The organism is Lelliottia nimipressuralis, assembly GCF_004115925.1.
GTDB classification, from domain to species: domain Bacteria; phylum Pseudomonadota; class Gammaproteobacteria; order Enterobacterales; family Enterobacteriaceae; genus Enterobacter; species Enterobacter nimipressuralis.
The window spans coordinates 122,279-138,720 of sequence record NZ_SDDX01000021.1; the positions used below are offsets into that span (position 1 = coordinate 122,279).

The 16,442-nt window shown below is 57.8% G+C and carries 16 protein-coding genes; 5 read left to right on the plus strand and 11 right to left on the minus strand.

The window, feature by feature from the left end:
- Positions 1-181 precede the first annotated feature (181 nt).
- Together ETG88_RS17805 and ETG88_RS17810 are read left to right on the plus strand one after the other, a co-directional pair.
- Positions 182-514, plus strand: a complete 333-nt coding sequence (locus tag ETG88_RS17805; RefSeq protein ID WP_100779559.1) for an RcnB family protein — start codon at positions 182-184, stop codon at positions 512-514.
- Positions 459-944, plus strand: a complete 486-nt coding sequence (locus ETG88_RS17810) for a GNAT family N-acetyltransferase (protein WP_129036004.1) — start codon at positions 459-461, stop codon at positions 942-944. Before ETG88_RS17805 ends, ETG88_RS17810 begins: the two co-directional genes overlap by 56 nt.
- Positions 945-1,034: 90 nt before the next feature.
- Here the strand turns inward: ETG88_RS17810 and apbC are convergent, their stop codons facing one another.
- Positions 1,035-2,144 (minus strand): iron-sulfur cluster carrier protein ApbC, encoded by a 1,110-nt coding sequence (gene apbC, locus ETG88_RS17815; protein WP_100779557.1) that lies wholly within the window; start codon positions 2,142-2,144, stop codon positions 1,035-1,037.
- Positions 2,145-2,280: 136 nt separating this feature from the next.
- Here apbC and metG point away from each other — a divergent pair, with 136 nt between their 5' ends.
- Positions 2,281-4,314, plus strand: coding sequence for a methionine--tRNA ligase (metG, locus tag ETG88_RS17820; RefSeq protein WP_129036005.1), 2,034 nt, complete (start codon positions 2,281-2,283; stop codon positions 4,312-4,314).
- 86 nt (positions 4,315-4,400) lie between these two features.
- Here metG and ETG88_RS17825 read toward each other — a convergent pair whose 3' ends face one another.
- Genes ETG88_RS17825 through ETG88_RS17835 form a run of 3 tightly spaced genes read right to left on the minus strand, consistent with a single transcriptional unit; the run spans position 4,401 to position 7,325 of the window.
- The gene (locus ETG88_RS17825) at positions 4,401-4,877 is read right to left on the minus strand and encodes a YehS family protein (RefSeq protein ID WP_100779555.1); all 477 of its coding nucleotides are present in this window, start codon (positions 4,875-4,877) and stop codon (positions 4,401-4,403) included.
- 46 nt (positions 4,878-4,923) lie between these two features.
- Positions 4,924-5,643 carry a two-component system response regulator BtsR gene (gene btsR, locus ETG88_RS17830; RefSeq protein WP_100779554.1) on the minus strand — a complete coding sequence of 240 codons (720 nt, stop codon included), beginning with the start codon at positions 5,641-5,643 and terminating at the stop codon, positions 4,924-4,926.
- Positions 5,637-7,325, minus strand: coding sequence for a sensor histidine kinase (locus tag ETG88_RS17835; RefSeq protein ID WP_100779553.1), 1,689 nt, complete (start codon positions 7,323-7,325; stop codon positions 5,637-5,639). The genes btsR and ETG88_RS17835 overlap by 7 nt, the downstream gene beginning before the upstream one ends.
- A gap of 219 nt (positions 7,326-7,544) precedes the next feature.
- Here ETG88_RS17835 and mlrA point away from each other — a divergent pair, with 219 nt between their 5' ends.
- Entirely contained in the window at positions 7,545-8,276 is a 732-nt protein-coding gene (mlrA, locus tag ETG88_RS17840; protein WP_100779552.1) for an HTH-type transcriptional regulator MlrA, read from the plus strand.
- Positions 8,277-8,354: 78 nt separating this feature from the next.
- Entirely contained in the window at positions 8,355-8,468 is a 114-nt protein-coding gene (locus ETG88_RS17845; protein ID WP_100779551.1) for a protein YohO, read from the plus strand.
- On the opposite strand, the gene ETG88_RS17850 is transcribed toward ETG88_RS17845, so the two are convergent.
- The 7 genes from ETG88_RS17850 to ETG88_RS17880 form a co-directional block, all read right to left on the minus strand.
- The gene (locus ETG88_RS17850; protein WP_129036006.1) at positions 8,443-9,180 is read right to left on the minus strand and encodes an ABC transporter permease; all 738 of its coding nucleotides are present in this window, start codon (positions 9,178-9,180) and stop codon (positions 8,443-8,445) included. The two genes, ETG88_RS17845 and ETG88_RS17850, sit on opposite strands and share 26 nt — an antisense overlap.
- Entirely contained in the window at positions 9,164-10,114 is a 951-nt protein-coding gene (locus ETG88_RS17855; RefSeq protein ID WP_129036056.1) for an ABC transporter ATP-binding protein, read from the minus strand. The genes ETG88_RS17850 and ETG88_RS17855 overlap by 17 nt, the downstream gene beginning before the upstream one ends.
- Positions 10,107-11,264, minus strand: coding sequence for an ABC transporter permease (locus ETG88_RS17860; RefSeq protein WP_129036007.1), 1,158 nt, complete (start codon positions 11,262-11,264; stop codon positions 10,107-10,109). The genes ETG88_RS17855 and ETG88_RS17860 overlap by 8 nt, the downstream gene beginning before the upstream one ends.
- Positions 11,265-11,276: 12 nt before the next feature.
- Positions 11,277-12,194 carry a glycine betaine ABC transporter substrate-binding protein OsmF gene (gene osmF / locus ETG88_RS17865; protein ID WP_100779547.1) on the minus strand — a complete coding sequence of 306 codons (918 nt, stop codon included), beginning with the start codon at positions 12,192-12,194 and terminating at the stop codon, positions 11,277-11,279.
- A 70-nt stretch (positions 12,195-12,264) separates the two neighbouring features.
- On the minus strand, positions 12,265-13,500 hold the full coding sequence (locus ETG88_RS17870) for an MFS transporter (RefSeq protein WP_129036008.1): 1,236 nt from the start codon (positions 13,498-13,500) through the stop codon (positions 12,265-12,267).
- Positions 13,497-15,050 carry an MFS transporter gene (locus tag ETG88_RS17875; protein ID WP_129036009.1) on the minus strand — a complete coding sequence of 518 codons (1,554 nt, stop codon included), beginning with the start codon at positions 15,048-15,050 and terminating at the stop codon, positions 13,497-13,499. Before ETG88_RS17875 ends, ETG88_RS17870 begins: the two co-directional genes overlap by 4 nt.
- Positions 15,047-16,378, minus strand: coding sequence for a glycoside hydrolase family 28 protein (locus ETG88_RS17880; protein WP_129036010.1), 1,332 nt, complete (start codon positions 16,376-16,378; stop codon positions 15,047-15,049). The genes ETG88_RS17875 and ETG88_RS17880 overlap by 4 nt, the downstream gene beginning before the upstream one ends.
- Between the last annotated feature and the right edge of the window lie 64 nt (positions 16,379-16,442).

A 16,442-nucleotide genomic window follows, 5' to 3' on the forward strand; every position in this document is an offset into this window, starting at 1 on the left:
TGAATATTGAGATGCGATACGTCATTCAGCGACGTGGTTAAGAATTCGTGGGCAAAGCTGTTCAGATTTGTTACATTTTTTTTCAAACAAGTGGGACTGTGCCCCCTAAAATGGGCTGCTTGCCACGCTGTGACGCCACAGCGGGCTGAAGTATCAGCAAAACGGTTTAACTGGAGAAAAAATGGCTAAGAGTAAATTGCTGCTTCTGGGTGTGTTGATGTCACTGGCGGGTGCCGTATACGCCGCGCCGCAGCCTGCCGCTGCCCCTTCTGGTATCCAGGCATACGAAGAACAAGAGTTCATTGCCGATTTCACCAAATTCAAAATTGGCGACACCGCACCAGCTCAGTATCAAACGCCTGAATACACCATTAAACAGTACCAGCTGCGTAACCTCCCTGCGCCTGACGCGGGTACACACTGGACTTACATGGGTGAGAACTACGTTCTGATTGGTGATGCCGACGGTAAAATCCGTAAAGCCTACAACGGAGATATCTTCTATCACCGCTGATCCCCTCATCGTCCGGGCCTGGCAGGAAAGCGATCGCCCTTTCCTGCGCACCCTCTACTTACACGCCCGGCGTGAAGCCTGGCCGTGGCTGGACAGCAGCGACTGGCAGCTAGAAGATTTCGACGCGGCAACGCGTGACGAGCAAATCTGGGTGGCGATGCAAGACGGCCATCGCGTCGGGTTTGCGTCGGTCTGGAGCAACGATAATTTTCTGCACAATCTGTTTGTTGATCCGCAGTATCAGCACGCGGGCGCTGGCAGCCTGTTGCTCAAACGCGTGCAGGAAACATTCACCAGCACCGGTTCGCTGAAGTGTCTGGTCAGAAATGAACGCGCGGTGTCATTTTACCAGCGACACGGCTGGCGTATTGAGGCGACGGGGGATTCTCCGGACGGAGAGTATTACCTGATGCATTACGTTTTGCGGTAATTGCCCGCAGGCGCTGCGCTTGCGCAGGCCCACGGAACAGCCGGTTGCAGGCCGGGTAAGCGAATGCCCCCGGCCCATTACGGCTAATGCTTAGACTGCGCGGAACGCGATCTCGCTCGGAATCACTTCACCCTGCCAGTACAGCTGCGCGGCCACGCGCCCTGCCAGTTGACGGTACATTCCCGCAAATTCACTCTCCGGACGGCCCACCACGGTCGGCTTGCCACGGTCGAGATCTTCACGCAGCGTGATATGCAGCGGCATCTGCCCCAGCAGCTGAGTGTGATACTGCGCCGCCAGTTTCTCTGCGCCACCGGTGCCAAAAATCGGCTCGTGGTGACCGCAGTTGCTGCAAATATGCACGCTCATGTTCTCGACCACGCCGAGCACCGGCACCTCCACTTTCTCAAACATCACGATGCCTTTTTTGGCGTCGATCAGCGCGATATCCTGCGGCGTAGTGACCACAACCGCTCCCGTCACCGGGATATTTTGCGCCAGCGTCAGCTGGATATCGCCCGTGCCTGGCGGCATATCCAGCACCAGGTAATCGAGATCCGGCCACATGGTCTCCTGCAGCATCTGCAGCAGCGCCTTGCTGGCCATCGGGCCACGCCAGACCATTGCGTTATCATCCGTCACCAGATAGCCGATGGAGTTAGTCGCCAGGCCGTAGGCCATGATCGGCGCCATGTGGGTGCCGTCCGGGGAGGTTGGACGTTGGTTTTCCGCACCCAGCATATTGGGAATCGACGGACCGTAGATATCGGCATCCAGAATTCCGACTTTGGCCCCTTCTGCGGCCAGCGCCAGCGCAAGGTTCACGGCGGTGGAGGATTTCCCCACCCCACCCTTGCCGGAGCTGATGGCAATAATATTCTTCACGCCGTTAATGCCCGGCTGATTTTTCACGCGTTTGAGCGTGGCGATGGTGTGCGTCAGCTTCCAGTCAATCGCCTTCGCCCCGGTAATACGCAGCAGATCGGAACTGCACTGCTCTTTCAGGGTTTCGAAGGCGCTGGTCCAGACAAACGGCATCTGCAGTTCAACGTGCAGCGTGTCATCCAGCCATGCCACGTGGTGCAGCGCTTTTAGCGTGGTCAGATTGTGCTTCAGGGTTGGATGCTGAAAATTAGCCAGCGTCCCGGCAACCATTGCTCGTAAGGCTTCCGGTGATTTGGCCTGGGATTGAGAACTCATCCCGACTCCTTTGTTCTTGTGAATAAGACCTTAGTTGAACAAGTTTACCTGAAAGGCCGTGGTTTGTGCTTACTTAATAATGGCCCTTTTGTTACTATCAAAAACCCTTTTTACTGTTAAAGAAGTAATGCCCACTATGACTCAAGTCGCGAAAAAAATTCTGGTAACGTGCGCTCTGCCGTACGCAAACGGTTCAATCCACCTCGGCCACATGCTGGAGCATATCCAGGCTGATGTCTGGGTCCGTTACCAGCGAATGCGCGGCCACCAGGTAAACTTCATCTGCGCGGACGATGCTCACGGCACGCCAATTATGCTGAAAGCACAGCAGCTGGGGATCTCCCCGGAGCAGATGATTACCGAAATGAGTCAGGAGCATCAGACTGATTTTGCTGGCTTTGACATCAGCTACGACAACTATCATTCGACTCACAGCGACGAGAACCGCGAGCTGTCGGAGCTTATCTACACCCGCCTGAAAGAGAACGGTTTTATCAAAAACCGCACTATCTCTCAGCTGTACGATCCGGAAAAAGGCATGTTCCTGCCGGACCGTTTCGTGAAAGGCACCTGTCCGAAGTGTAAATCCCCGGATCAGTACGGCGATAACTGCGAAGTGTGCGGCGCGACCTACAGCCCGACCGAGCTTATCGAGCCGAAATCCGTGGTGTCCGGCGCGACGCCTGTCATGCGCGACTCCGAACACTTCTTCTTCGATCTGCCGTCCTTCAGCGAAATGCTGCAGGCGTGGACCCGCAGCGGCGCGCTGCAGGAGCAGGTGGCGAATAAAATGCAGGAGTGGTTCGAATCCGGTCTGCAGCAGTGGGATATCTCCCGCGATGCGCCGTACTTTGGTTTCGAAATCCCGAACGCGCCGGGCAAATATTTCTACGTCTGGCTGGATGCGCCAATCGGCTACATGGGTTCCTTCAAGAACCTGTGCGACAAACGCGGCGACACCCAGAGCTTCGAAGAGTACTGGAAAAAAGATTCCGCCGCCGAGCTGTACCACTTCATCGGCAAAGACATCGTCTATTTCCACAGCCTGTTCTGGCCTGCGATGCTGGAAGGCAGCGGTTTCCGTAAGCCAACCAACCTGTTTGTTCACGGCTACGTGACGGTGAACGGCGCGAAGATGTCCAAATCACGCGGCACCTTCATTAAAGCCAGCACCTGGCTGAATCACTTCGACGCAGACAGCCTGCGCTACTACTACACCGCGAAGCTCTCTTCCCGCATCGACGATATCGACCTGAATCTGGAAGATTTCGTGCAGCGCGTGAACGCAGACATCGTGAATAAAGTGGTCAACCTGGCGTCCCGTAACGCGGGCTTTATCGCCAAGCGTTTCGACGGCGTAATGGCAGCTGAACTGGCCGATCCAGAACTGTATAAAACCTTTACCGACGCGGCCGTCACTATCGGCGACGCGTGGGAAGCACGCGAGTTCGGTAAAGCAGTGCGCGAAATCATGGCTCTGGCCGATCTGGCAAACCGCTATGTGGACGAGCAGGCACCGTGGGTCGTCGCGAAGCAGGAAGGCCGCGATGCGGATCTGCAGGCGATCTGCTCCATGGGCATCAACCTGTTCCGCGTGCTGATGACCTACCTGAAGCCGGTTCTGCCGCAGCTGACGGAACGTGCAGAAGCCTTCCTGAACACCGAGCTGACCTGGGATGCTATCCAGCAGCCGCTGCTCAGCCATAAAGTGAACACCTTCAAAGCGCTGTATAACCGCATTGAGATGAAACAGGTTGAAGCGCTGGTTGAAGCGTCGAAAGAAGAGGTGAAAGCCGCCGCTGCGCCAGTCACTGGCCCGCTGGCAGACGATCCGATTCAGGAAACCATCACTTTTGATGACTTCGCCAAAGTTGATATGCGCGTTGCGCTGATTGAAAACGCGGAATTCGTCGAAGGCTCTGACAAACTGCTGCGCCTGACGCTGGATCTGGGCGGTGAGAAACGTAACGTCTTCTCCGGCATTCGCTCTGCGTATCCGGACCCGCAGGTGCTGATCGGTCGCCAGACGGTGATGGTCGCTAACCTTGCGCCGCGCAAAATGCGCTTCGGCATCTCGGAAGGGATGGTGATGGCCGCCGGTCCTGGCGGGAAGGATATCTTCCTGTTAAGCCCTGACGACGGGGCGAAACCGGGTCAGCAGGTGAAATAAACAAAAAAGCCGGAGCGTTCTCCGGCTTTTTTTATGCCTTGTTTACCGGCTCCCGGCCTTCAAAGCGTAGCGTAGCGCCAACAAACTTAGGCTGACGGCTTCGCGCTATGCACACGGTGAGTCAGCCCGCGCAGGAAGTAGCGCATAAACTGATCGCCGCACTCGCGGTAGTTCTTATGATCCGGCGCGCGCATCATGGCGGTGATTTCCGGCATCGACACGCGGAATTTTTGCTCGGTCATGATCGCCAGCACATCGTCAGATTTGAGGGAAAACGCGATACGCAGTTTTTTCAGTACGATGTTGTTATTCACGCGACGCTCAGGCGACAGCACCGGGGCAGACTCATCCTTGCCGCGTTTATCGTAAATCAGGCCATTCAAAAACGAAGAGAGAATGATATCCGGGCAGCGAACAAAGCCCTCTTCGTCCTCTTTGGTGATCCAGCTGGCGATATTCGCCGGCGTGGTCTCGACCTCGGCCAGCGCCAGAATACGAACCAAATCGTTATTGTTGGATTTCAGGATGTAGCGCACGCTACGAAGAATATCGTTACTTAACATAGAGCCTTCAGCTGTCGGTGATGCGATGGGGCGCAGTGTACCAGTTTTACAGCCCAATCGCCTCTTTCAGGCTCTTCAGATAGCGCCGACTCACCGGCACCGTCTGTCCGGCACGCAGCACCAGCTCCGCCTGACCGTTCTCTTCCAGACGAATTTCTTTCAGATGCGCCATATTCACCAGATACTGGCGATGACAGCGGATCAGCGGCGTACGGCTCTCCAGCGTGCGCAGCGTCAGCTCCGTAAAGCCCTCCTTGCCTTCAGCGCTGGTGACAAACACTCCGCTCATGCGGCTGCTGACAAACGCCACGTCGTCCATCTGCAACAGGTAGATGCGGCTATGGCCGGTACAGGGGATAAATTTCAGCGCCTGCTGGTTTTCCGGCAGAAGCGAAACGTCCTGCACGCTGCGCTCCTGGCGCAGGCGGTTGAGGGTTTTCTCCAGCCGCTTCTCTTCGATGGGTTTTAGCAGATAATCGAACGCATGCTCTTCAAACGCTTTCACCGCATATTCATCAAACGCCGTCAAAAAAACGATGTACGGACGATGCTCCGGGTCGAGCATTCCGACCATCTCCAGGCCGCTAATGCGCGGCATCTGGATATCGAGAAACAGCACGTCCGGGCGCAATTTATGTACCGCACCAATGGCTTCGATGGCGTTGGCGCATTCGCCCACCACCTCAATGTCGCTCTGTTCCTGCAACAGAACCCGCAGGTTTTCCCGCGCTAACGGCTCATCATCGACAATCAGCACTCTTAGCATGCGTTTTCCTCCAGGGGCAATCGTAAGGTAATACGGGTAAAACTGTCCGGCTCGCAGTCGACGGTGATACCGCAATCATCACCGAAATGCGCGCGCAGACGTTTGTCGACCAGGCTCATCCCCAGCCCGCCCGACTCGGCGCCAGGCTGATAAAGCCCGGCGTTATCTTCAATGTCCAGCACCAGATGGTGATTAAAACGGCTGGCAGAAATATGGATTTCGCCGGTGCCCAGCAGCTGCGAGGTGCCGTGTTTAATGGCGTTTTCCACAATCGGCTGCAGGGTGAACGCCGGAAGATGCTGATGGGCCAGTTCGTCCGGCACAAACAGTGACACCTGCAGTCTCGACTGGAATCGCGCCTTTTCGATTTGCAGATAGGCATTCACATGTTCAATCTCATCGGCGAGGGTCACAATCTCTGAAGGGCGCTTCAGGTTTTTGCGGAAAAAAGTCGACAGAAACTGCACCAGCTGCGTCGCCTGATCGCTGTCGTGGCGGATCACCGCCTTGAGCGTGTTCAGCGCATTAAACAGAAAATGCGGATTCACCTGGGCGTGCAGGAGTTTGATTTCCGACTGGGTCAGCAGCGCCTTTTGCCGCTCGTACTGCCCCGCCAGGATTTGCGCCGACAGCAGCTGGGCGATCCCCTCCCCCAGCGTGCGGTTGATGGAGCTGAACAACCGGTTTTTGGCTTCGTAGAGCTTAATCGTTCCCATCACCCGCTGATTCTCACCACGCAGCGGGATCACCAGCGTCGAACCGAGTTTGCACTGCGGGTGCAGCGAGCAGCGGTACGGCACTTCATTCCCATCGGCATACACCACTTCGCCCGTTTCTATGGCGCGCAGCGTATACGTCGAAGAGATCGGTTTGCCGGGCAGATGGTGATCGTCACCGGTGCCGGTAAACGCCAGCAGCCGTTCCCGATCGGTGATCGCCACCGCGCCGATATCCAGCTCCTGATAGAGCACCTGAGCCACTTTCATGCTGTTCTCTTCGTTAAAGCCCTGGCGCAGAATGCCTTCCGTCGAGGCGGCGACCTTAAGCGCCGTGGCCGAGAACGCCGAAGTGTATTTTTCAAACATCGCGCGTTTATCTAACAGGATGCGCATAAACAGCGCCGCGCCGACGGTATTGGTGACCATCATCGGCGCGGCGATGCTGCTCACCAGATGCAGGGCATCTTCAAAGGGGCGCGCAATTAGCAGGATAATCAGCATTTGCGCCAGCTCTGCCACCAGAGTTATTGCCCCGGCGGTGAGCGGGCTAAAGACTTTATCCGGGCGGCCACGCTTGATCATGTAGCTGTGAACCAGGCCGCCGAGCAGCCCTTCGACAATCGTCGAGATCATGCAGCTCAGGGCCGTCATGCCGCCCATGGAGTAACGATGCAATCCGCCCGTTAACCCGACTAAACCGCCGACCACCGGGCCACCCAGCAGCCCGCCCATCACCGCACCGATGGCGCGCGTGTTGGCGATCGAGTCTTCAATGTGCAGACCAAAATAGGTGCCGAGAATGCAGAAAATCGAGAAGGTGACGTAGCAGAGAAGCTTGTGCGGCAGGCGTACAGTCACCTGCATCAGCGGAATGAACAGCCGCGTTTTGCTCATCAGCCACGCGATGACCAGAAAAACGCACATCTGCTGAAGCAGCAGCAACACCAGATTAAATTCGTACATGACCGCAAACCGCACTTTCTAAAAACGCGTAACATACACTGATACACATTAACTTTCTTTGAAGCATTCCAAAAAAGCTGCAATTCGTGCCCGTCATCACATCGTTTAGCGCAAGATATTCCACCCTTCGCATTATTTGTTCAAAAAACGGTCGATTCTTCCTGGTTCGCGAATCAACGACTACAGTTACTCTGGGGATGCGCAAGCCAGGGGGCGAACATGGCGCTTTACACGATAGGTGAAGTGGCACTGCTTTGTGATATCAATCCTGTGACGCTGCGGGCATGGCAGCGGCGGTACGAGCTGCTTAAACCGCAGCGAACGGACGGAGGGCACCGCCTGTTTAACGAGGCGGATATCGATCGCATTCGCGAAATCAAAAGCTGGATCGACAACGGTGTGCAGGTCAGTAAGGTCAAATCGCTCTTATGCGAACACGATCCCGACAGCCTGGCCGAGTGGCGCGAACATCAGGAAACCCTGCTTCGGCTGTTGCAGGCCGGTAACTTTCAACGTCTGCGAACCTGGATCAAGGAGCAGGGTCGGGATTATCCCGCCCAGACGTTAATTGCTCATCTGTTTATACCGCTTCGCCGCCGTCTGCAGTCTCAGCAGCCGGCATTACAGACGCTGCTAAGCATGCTGGATGGCGCGTTAATCAATTACATTTCCGTGTGCCTGTCGACGGCACGCAAGAAGAGCGGAAAGGACGCGCTGGTGGTCGGCTGGAATATTCACGACACCACCCGCTTATGGCTCGAAGCCTGGATCGCCACGCAGCAAGGCTGGCGAGTAGACGTGCTGGCACATTCATTAGCGCAGTTTCGCCCGGAGCTTTTCGAAGGGCAAACCCTGCTGGTCTGGTGCGGAGAAATCCCCACTGCCGCCCAACAGCAGCTTCTGAGCGAATGGCGCGAACACGGCTACCCCGTCATTACCCTCGGTCCGTAAATGTCTTAACGGCATTTAATGGTTCATTAACAGGTGTGCTTCACCGTATAATTGGGCGGTTAACAAAAGGAGCACATTATGAAGGCAACCAAAGTGGCCGTAATTACCCTCTTCGCTTTAATGGCCATCAGCGGCATTGGCGGCGTTATGCTGGCTGGCTACTCATTTATCGTACGTGGCGGTGTCGGCTGAGATACTGCGCCAGCCGTTCAAATCCGCGATCAACCACGATCGCCGCCAGCGCAACCAGCAATGCACCCTGCACAATATAAGCCGTGTTAAACCCGCTCAGGCCGATAATGATCGGCGTGCCTAAGGTATTGGCCCCGACCGTTGAGGCAATGGTCGCCGTCCCGATATTAATGATTACCGACGTGCGCACCCCCGCCAGAATCACCGGCGCGGCAAGCGGCAGCTCAACTTTACGCAGACGCTGCCCCGCACTCATCCCCATGCCTTCCGCCACGCTGCTCACCGCCGCCGGAACCGCTGTCAGCCCGGCCAGCGTCGCCTGTAAAATCGGCAGGACGCCATACAGAATCAACGCAATAATTGCCGGTTGCTGACCAAAACCGATCACCGGCACCGCAATCGCCAGCACCGCCACCGGCGGGAACGTCTGCCCGATAGCGGCAATGGTCTCCACCAGCGGGCGAAACTCTCGGCCCGCCGGGCGCGTCACCGCAATCCCGGCTCCGACGCCGATCACAATCGCCACAGCGCTCGAAACCCCCACCAGCCAGAAATGGGCCAGCGTCAGGCTGATAAAACTCTCCTGCAGATAAACGGGGCGCGGAAGGCCTGGAAACAACGCGCCAAACAGCCCGCCGCTGTAGGGCATCAGCCACAGTAGCGCGACAAACAGCAGCACCAGCCACAGGAGCGGATCACGTAGCCATTTCACGTTCCACCTCCCCTGCCAGTAAATCGCGAAAATGCAGGGTGCCGCAGGGCGCGCCGTGCTCATCGACCACCGGTAACACCTCGCACTGCCGCGCGACAAACGCAGAGAGCGCATCGCGCAGGCTCATTTGCGCCTGAAGGGGTTCGCCGTTAACGGCAGGATCTTCGCGGCGCAGATACTCCCCGACCGTGCGCAGCGACAGCAGGCGTACGCCCAGTTCGCTGCGGCCAAAGAATTCGCGCACAAAATCCGTCGCCGGATGGGTTAACAGCTCCAGCGGAGTCCCCTGCTGCACCACTTGGCCGTTGTCCATCAAAACCAGGCGGTCGGCGAGGCGCAGGGCTTCGTCGATATCGTGAGTCACCAGAATAATCGTGCGCCCCAGAATGCGGTGGATACGGGTCATCTCCGTTTGCAGCGCGCTGCGGGTAACCGGGTCCAGCGCGCCAAAAGGTTCATCCATCAGTAGCACTTCAGGATTCGCGGCCAGCGCGCGCGCCACCCCGACGCGCTGCTGTTGCCCGCCGGAAAGCTGATGCGGATAGCGCTCGCGCAGGGCAGGTTCCAGCCCCAGCAGCGCCATCAGTTCGTCCACGCGATCCGCAATCTTCTGCCGCGACCATTTTTGCAGCTGCGGCACGGTGGCGATATTCTGCGCCACCGTCCAGTGCGGGAACAGGCCGATGGACTGAATGGCGTACCCCATCCGGCGGCGCAGTTCCAGCACCGGCAGGCTGCGGATCTCCTCGCCGGCAAAACGAATCAGCCCGCTATCATGCTCCACCAGCCGGTTGATCATCTTCAGGGTGGTCGATTTTCCCGAGCCAGAGGTGCCGATCAGCACCGAAAAAGCCCCTTCTTCAAAACGCAGATTCAGGTTGCTGACAGCCATCTGCCCGGCAAATTTTTTGTTCACATCGTGAAATTCAATCATCATTTTTCCCCTTCAGCAGGGCCAGCCACAGGGCAAAAAGCGCATCCACCACCACCGCCAGCGCGATGGTAGGAATCACACCGAGTAAGACCAAATCCAGCGCGCTGCTCAGCAGGCCCTGGAATACCAGTGCCCCAAACCCGCCAGCGCCGATCAGCGCTGCAATCACCGCCATGCCAACGGTTTGCACTGCCACCACCCGCAGGCTGCGCAGTAGCAGCGGCAGTGCCAGCGGCAGCTGGATTTTCCAGAATCGCTGGCGGGCGCTCATCCCCATCGCGCTGGCACTCTCCAGCACTTCAGGGGAAACCTGGCTTAGCCCCGCCAGCACGCCGCGCGCCAGAGGCAGCAGCGCGTACAGCACCAGCGCAATGAGCGCGGGCGTCAGTCCGGTTCCGGCAATACCGAGCGAGGCGAGCGCAGGAAAGCTTTTCACCAGCCCGGCAAGCGGCGCAATCAGTAAGCCGAACAGCGCCACGGAAGGGATCGTCTGAATCACGTTCAGCACGGTAAATACCGGCCCCTGACGCGTGGGGTGGCGGTAGCACCACAGGCCGATGGGTACGCCGATAAGCAGCGCAGGCACCAGCGTGCCAAACAGGATCGTCAGATGTTGCAACAGCGCATCGTTAAAAATCTCCTGGCGGTTAGTGTACTCTTTGAGCAGAGAAAGGGTATTCAGTTCGCCGCTGAACAGCAGCGCCAGCGGCAGAACCCAGATTTGCGCGTGGAGCAGCCAGCGCCAGAGCGGGTGTTGTGTCAGACGGCGGATCGCGTCGCTACAGGCGAGCAGGCACAGGGCCATCCACAGCCACAGCCCGCTGCCTGCCGAGGTGCGCGCCAGCGGTGTTTCGGCGGTGGCGAGATGCGTCGCCGCCTGCCCGGCACTCCAGGTCAGCAGCACAACTAACGCTTCGCATAGGAGCAGCGTGAAAATGAGCGGCAAGCGCCCACGGCAAAACGCCAGCGCGGCAGCCAGTATCAGGGACAGGGCCAGCAGGAGGGGCGAAAACGCCCACACCTGCCAGACGGACAGCCCCTCGCCGGACACCAGCCGATTAGGGGCAAAGTTCACAAACGGAAGCGTGCACGCCGCCAGCGCGACAAACGCGAGCAGCAGCAGTACGCGGTTATGACAGGTTATCGGCACAGCATTATCCTGTTACTTCACAAGCCCTTTTTGCTTCAGATAATCTGCCGCCACTTTTTTGGCATCCAGCCCTTCCACCGCAATGCTCGCATTGAGCTGTTGCAGGGTTTTCTCATCGAGAGTTTCAAACACCGGCTTCAGCCAGTCGCCGATCTGCGGATAGGCTTTCAGCACCGCTTCACGCACCACAGGCGTAGGAGCATAGATCGGCTGAACGCCTTTCGGATCGGTCAGGGTTTGCAGACCGAGCGCCGCCACCGGGCCGTCAGTACCGTAGGCCATCGCCGCATTTACGCCGGACGTTTTCTGAGCCGCAGCTTTGATCGTCACCGCTGTATCACCGCCCGCGAGCGACAGCAGCTGGCTCTGGTCGAGTTTAAAATCGTAGGCTTTTTCAAAGGCCGGAAGCGCGTCCGGACGTTCGATAAATTCCGCCGAGGCCGCCAGTTTGAAATCGCCCTTCTCTTTCAGATAGCGACTCAGATCGTCAAGAGAGGTCAGTTTGCCTTTCTCAGCGATATCCTTGCGCACGGCGATGGTCCAGGTGTTGTTGGCGGGCGCAGGCGTCAGCCAGATCAGCTTGTTCTGCTCGGCGTCGAGTTTTTTCACTTTCTCGTAGCCTGCACTGGCATTTTTCCACGCCGCATCGTTTTCATCTTTAAAGAAAAACGCGCCATTACCGGTGTATTCCGGGTAGATATCCAGCTCGCCGGAGGTGATGGCCCCGCGCACCACGGGCGTGGTACCCAGCTGGACTTTATTGACTGTTTTCACCCCGTGGCTTTCCAGCACCTGCAGGATGATATTGCCGAGCAACGCCCCTTCCGTATCGATCTTAGACCCCACCTTTACCGGCTCTGCCGCCTGTAAAGGCAGGCTCAGCGCCGCCAGTAACGCCGCTGAACCCCATATCCCCTTTGTGATTGTCATTCTGCTTTCCTCATTAATTTGCCGCCTTTATCAGGGGCTTGAGAGAAAAGCGTAGCCTAAAATTGAGGAATCATCCTTCTTCCGGCAACCTCAGCGGAACGGTCAGCAGGCTGGCGGCAAAATAGAGCAGCGCGATCACCCACAACGTCCCCTCCACACCAAACGGCGAAATGCAGAGCGTGACGATAAGCGGACCGGCAAAATTGCTCAGCCCCGACCCAAGATTCAGGCAGGAGATGGCAGCGCCTTTGTTCTCCGGCAGCAGGGACGGGATCAGCGCGCTCAGCGGGCCAAAGGCACCCAGCCCGATGGCGTACAGGGCCAGAGCCAGAAACAGCGCCGTTTGGCTGTCACCAAACAGTACCGGCGCGTAGCACACCGCCAGCATCGCCAAACCGCACAGGGTGCCGGAGAACCAGACCACGGTCTTGCGCCAGCCGATGGTATCGCCGAGCCAGCCGAAGAAGTAGCTGGCAAAGATATTGACCACGTTCACCAGCCCCCAGATAGTCAGCCACTCGGCGATGCTAAATCCGAAACGCGGCAGGTAGACCGGCATCAGGATCACCAGCGAAAACTTGCCGATATCGTTGATGGTTTTGACGATCACCGCCAGACGCATTTTCGGCTCGCGCACCAGCACCATCATCCCTTCGGCAAAGGCTGCGCCGAGATGCCCATTGCTTTGCACGTGCGGGCGATCGCGGTTGAGCACCAGCGCGCAGAATGTACCGAGTGCCACAAAGATAAACCCGCTCAGCAGCGTCGAGGTTTCGCCGATGAGGGGCAGCATCAGGCTTGAGTACCACGGCCCGACGATGGTCATGCCCACGCCAAACGCAATCCAGAACCAGGAGACGGCGCGCCCGAGAATAGCCGGCTCGCAGCGCTGGTTAATCCACACCAGAAACGAATAGGCGAACAGCGGATACGCCACGCCGCGCAGGGCGTAGCTCGCCACCATCAGAGGGTAATTCCCCTGCGGCAGCGCGTAAGCAATAAAGGGAATTGAGCCGATAAAGTAGAACAGCGTCGCGGCCCACATCAGGCGGCGCAGGCCAAGTACGCCCGCGCCTATTCCGGAAAACCACGATACCGCCGCGACACACAGCCCAAATACCGACGACAGCAGGCTGATGTGCATGGCATCAAAACCGCGATGCTGAAGCATCGACGCCAGCCAGCTTTGCTCGATGGTGGCGCCGGTGATAAACAGGAAAATCCCGACAAAGCCCCAGCACAGTTCACGGGGCAATCCCAGCCTGGCCCACAGGCCCTGCTGGATAAATACGCTCTGCTCCGTCATGCCATTTTGTCTCGCAGTGCGCGCACATTCATGCGTTTACGATTCAGATAGCCGACGCTGTTTTCCCCCCAGCAGTGGTCGTACGGCATACCGGTGAGGCTTTCGATCACCGCTTTGTTTTCCGCGCTGACGGTCGCCTTGCTGCCGCCCTGTTTCAGACGCGCCACTTCTTCGTTCAGAATCGCGTGGGTACGACTGTTGACCTTAAACTGGAACGCCGACCAGATCCCCCACAGCGTCAGTGCGACCGGCAGCACAATCATGATGATTAAAATCATGTTGATGGCCGATTGCGGCTGGGCGTTTTGCCCGGAGACAAACCCGGACATCTGCAGGGCCACGCCGACGAGGAAAATCGACAGCGCCTGCGACGCCTTACGCAGCAGGCTCATAAAGCCCGCGAAAATCCCCTCCCGGCGACGGCAGGTGAGGATCTCATCCACGTCGGCAACAAAGGTGTAGTTATTCCACGGAATAGCGTAGATACCGCCGCGCGCCAGCCCGGCGACCGCCGCACCGACGTACAGCAGGGTCATCCCGCCGGTGCCGCTAAAGTACGCTGACACAAACAGGGCAAACGCCACCATCGCCATCGTGGCCTGGGTCGCAAAGGCGCGCGACGGGGAGTAGCGCAGGGTCAGCCAGGTGGCAATCCCGACGCCAAAGAACTGCAGACCGTTTACGACGCCCAGCAGATTGGAGGCCATCACAGACGAGGTCATCAGGGCGAAGACCACAAAGTAGGTAAAGACCGAGTTAAAAATGTCCTGCGCCACCGAGCCGCCGAGATACATCCCCAGATGCGAGCGGAAGGTTTTGATTTTTAACGTTGAGACGAAATCGTAATAGATATGGTATGCGCGCGTGGCGAACGGCTCTTTTTCGTCGTCTTCGTCGTGGTGCTCATTCTGCTGGATCTCTTCCAGCGAGCGCTCCCAGGTGCCGAAATAGACAAAGAACAGCACAATCATAAAGGAGACGGTGAAAATCGCCCCGGTATAGAAGAAGGAGTCGGAAGAGTCCGGGCCGAAGTACGCCACCAGACGTCCCGGCAGGAACGCCGCCGCAAAGCCTGCGAGCTGGGCGATATACATACGGGCGCTGGTCAGTTTTGAGCGCTTTTTGAAATCCGACGTCATCTCGGCCGAGAGCGTGTCGTACGGAATAATGATCATGGTGTAGACGATTTCAAACAGGATGTAGAACAGCAGGTACATCCAGTAGTTGAACCCTTCCACCCACAGCAGGCTGTAGACCGACACCAGCGGAATACTGGCCAACAGGAAGAAACGGCGACGGCCAAAGCGGCGCCCCAGGCGCGTTTTATGGAAGTTATCAGAAACGTAGCCGATCACCGGACACATGATCACATCGACAATTCTCGCCACCGCAAACAGGGACCCGGCCTGGATCGGCGTCAGGCCGCAAAAGGTGGTTAAGAAAAACAGCAGCCAGGCGCTGACCAGGGTAAAGGCCCCCGAGCCAATCACATCCGCCAGCCCGTAGCACACGTAGTTCCGCAGCTTTATTTCCCGCACTTTTTTGATCATTTTGCACTCCGGATTTTTTCAGTATCCCAGCCCGCAGGCAGCGGCGACGGGCGCGTAATGGTGATGGCATGCAGATGCAACCCTTCGACGCCGCAGGCGTAAAGGGCCGGCAGCCCGTGCGGATATAACTCCACGCCATGAGCGCGCCCGGTTTGCGTATTCACACGATAGGCATTGTCCAGCCCCATTCCGGTCGGGCGCTCTGGGTTACACGGCGGGCGCACGTCGTAACAGCCCTGTTCATCGGAACGGGAGGCAAGCTGGCTGAACGCCAGGCCGTTGAAGGTGATATCGCGGATCGCACCGGGCGTTTCGCTGTGCAGATTTATCGCCCCCTCCCCCGTCCCGTTCAGGCCCGAGAAGGTGATCTGGCTGATCGTGCCCGGCGTGATGTCCGGCGCGCGATGGCGCACGGAGATAAATACCGGGTCGGCTTTGCCCCAGTGACACGGATGGCCGTGGCGGCAGTCGAAAAGAATGTTGCTAAAGCTCATCTTGCTGAAATGGCCGCCGTCGCGGGAGATCAGGCCGATGCCGCGGTTGGAGTCGAAAATCACGCAGTTGCTGACCGCCAGATGGGTGATGTCGGCGAAGGTTTCGGTCCCGACTTTGATTGCGCAGCTTTTGGAGCGAATGATGCAGTTACTGATCGTGACGTTGTCGATCGGCTGCTGGAGTTCGGGTGCTTTGACCGTGGTCTTCAGACAGATGCCATCGTCGGCGGCGCTGAAGTAGCTGTCGCTGATGAGCACATGCTGGCAGCTGTCGATGTCCAGCGCATCGGTGTTAGCCAGCGCCAGATCGTTATCAATGGTGATATTGCGGATGAAAACATGGTTGCAGCTCACCAGATGCGCGGTCCACATCGGCGAGTCGCACAGGGTGATATCCGTCAGGCGTACCTGTTCGCACCCTTCCAGCACCAGCAGGCGCGGGCGCTGGGGCTTCGGCTGACGATACCCCTGGTCATCCATCTCTGCGGCAAACCAGGCCGTGGCGTTGCCGTCGATGCAGCCCGCACCGCTGAGCATCAGGTTGCGCGCATCGCGGGCGTAAATGAGCGCCATGCGCGACAGCTCGGCTGTGCTTTGGGTTTCTGCGGCGCGGTAATCATCCACATTCTGGCTGGCGAGCAGGCGCGCGCCCGCTTCCAGATGCAGGGTGAAATTCGACGGCAGCACCAGCGTTCCGGTCAGGTAGATGCCTGGCGTGACCACCAGCGTGCCTCCTCCGTTCACGGCAAGCGTATCGATGAGTTCCTGCAGCGCGGTGGTGACGGGGGTCGACCCGCTTCGATCGAGGGAGATGTTTTCTAATGAGAGCTTCATGTGATTACCTGTCAGCTGTGATGTGACAGGCATTACACGGCTTTTCTGCGGCGTGTTTGTGGCG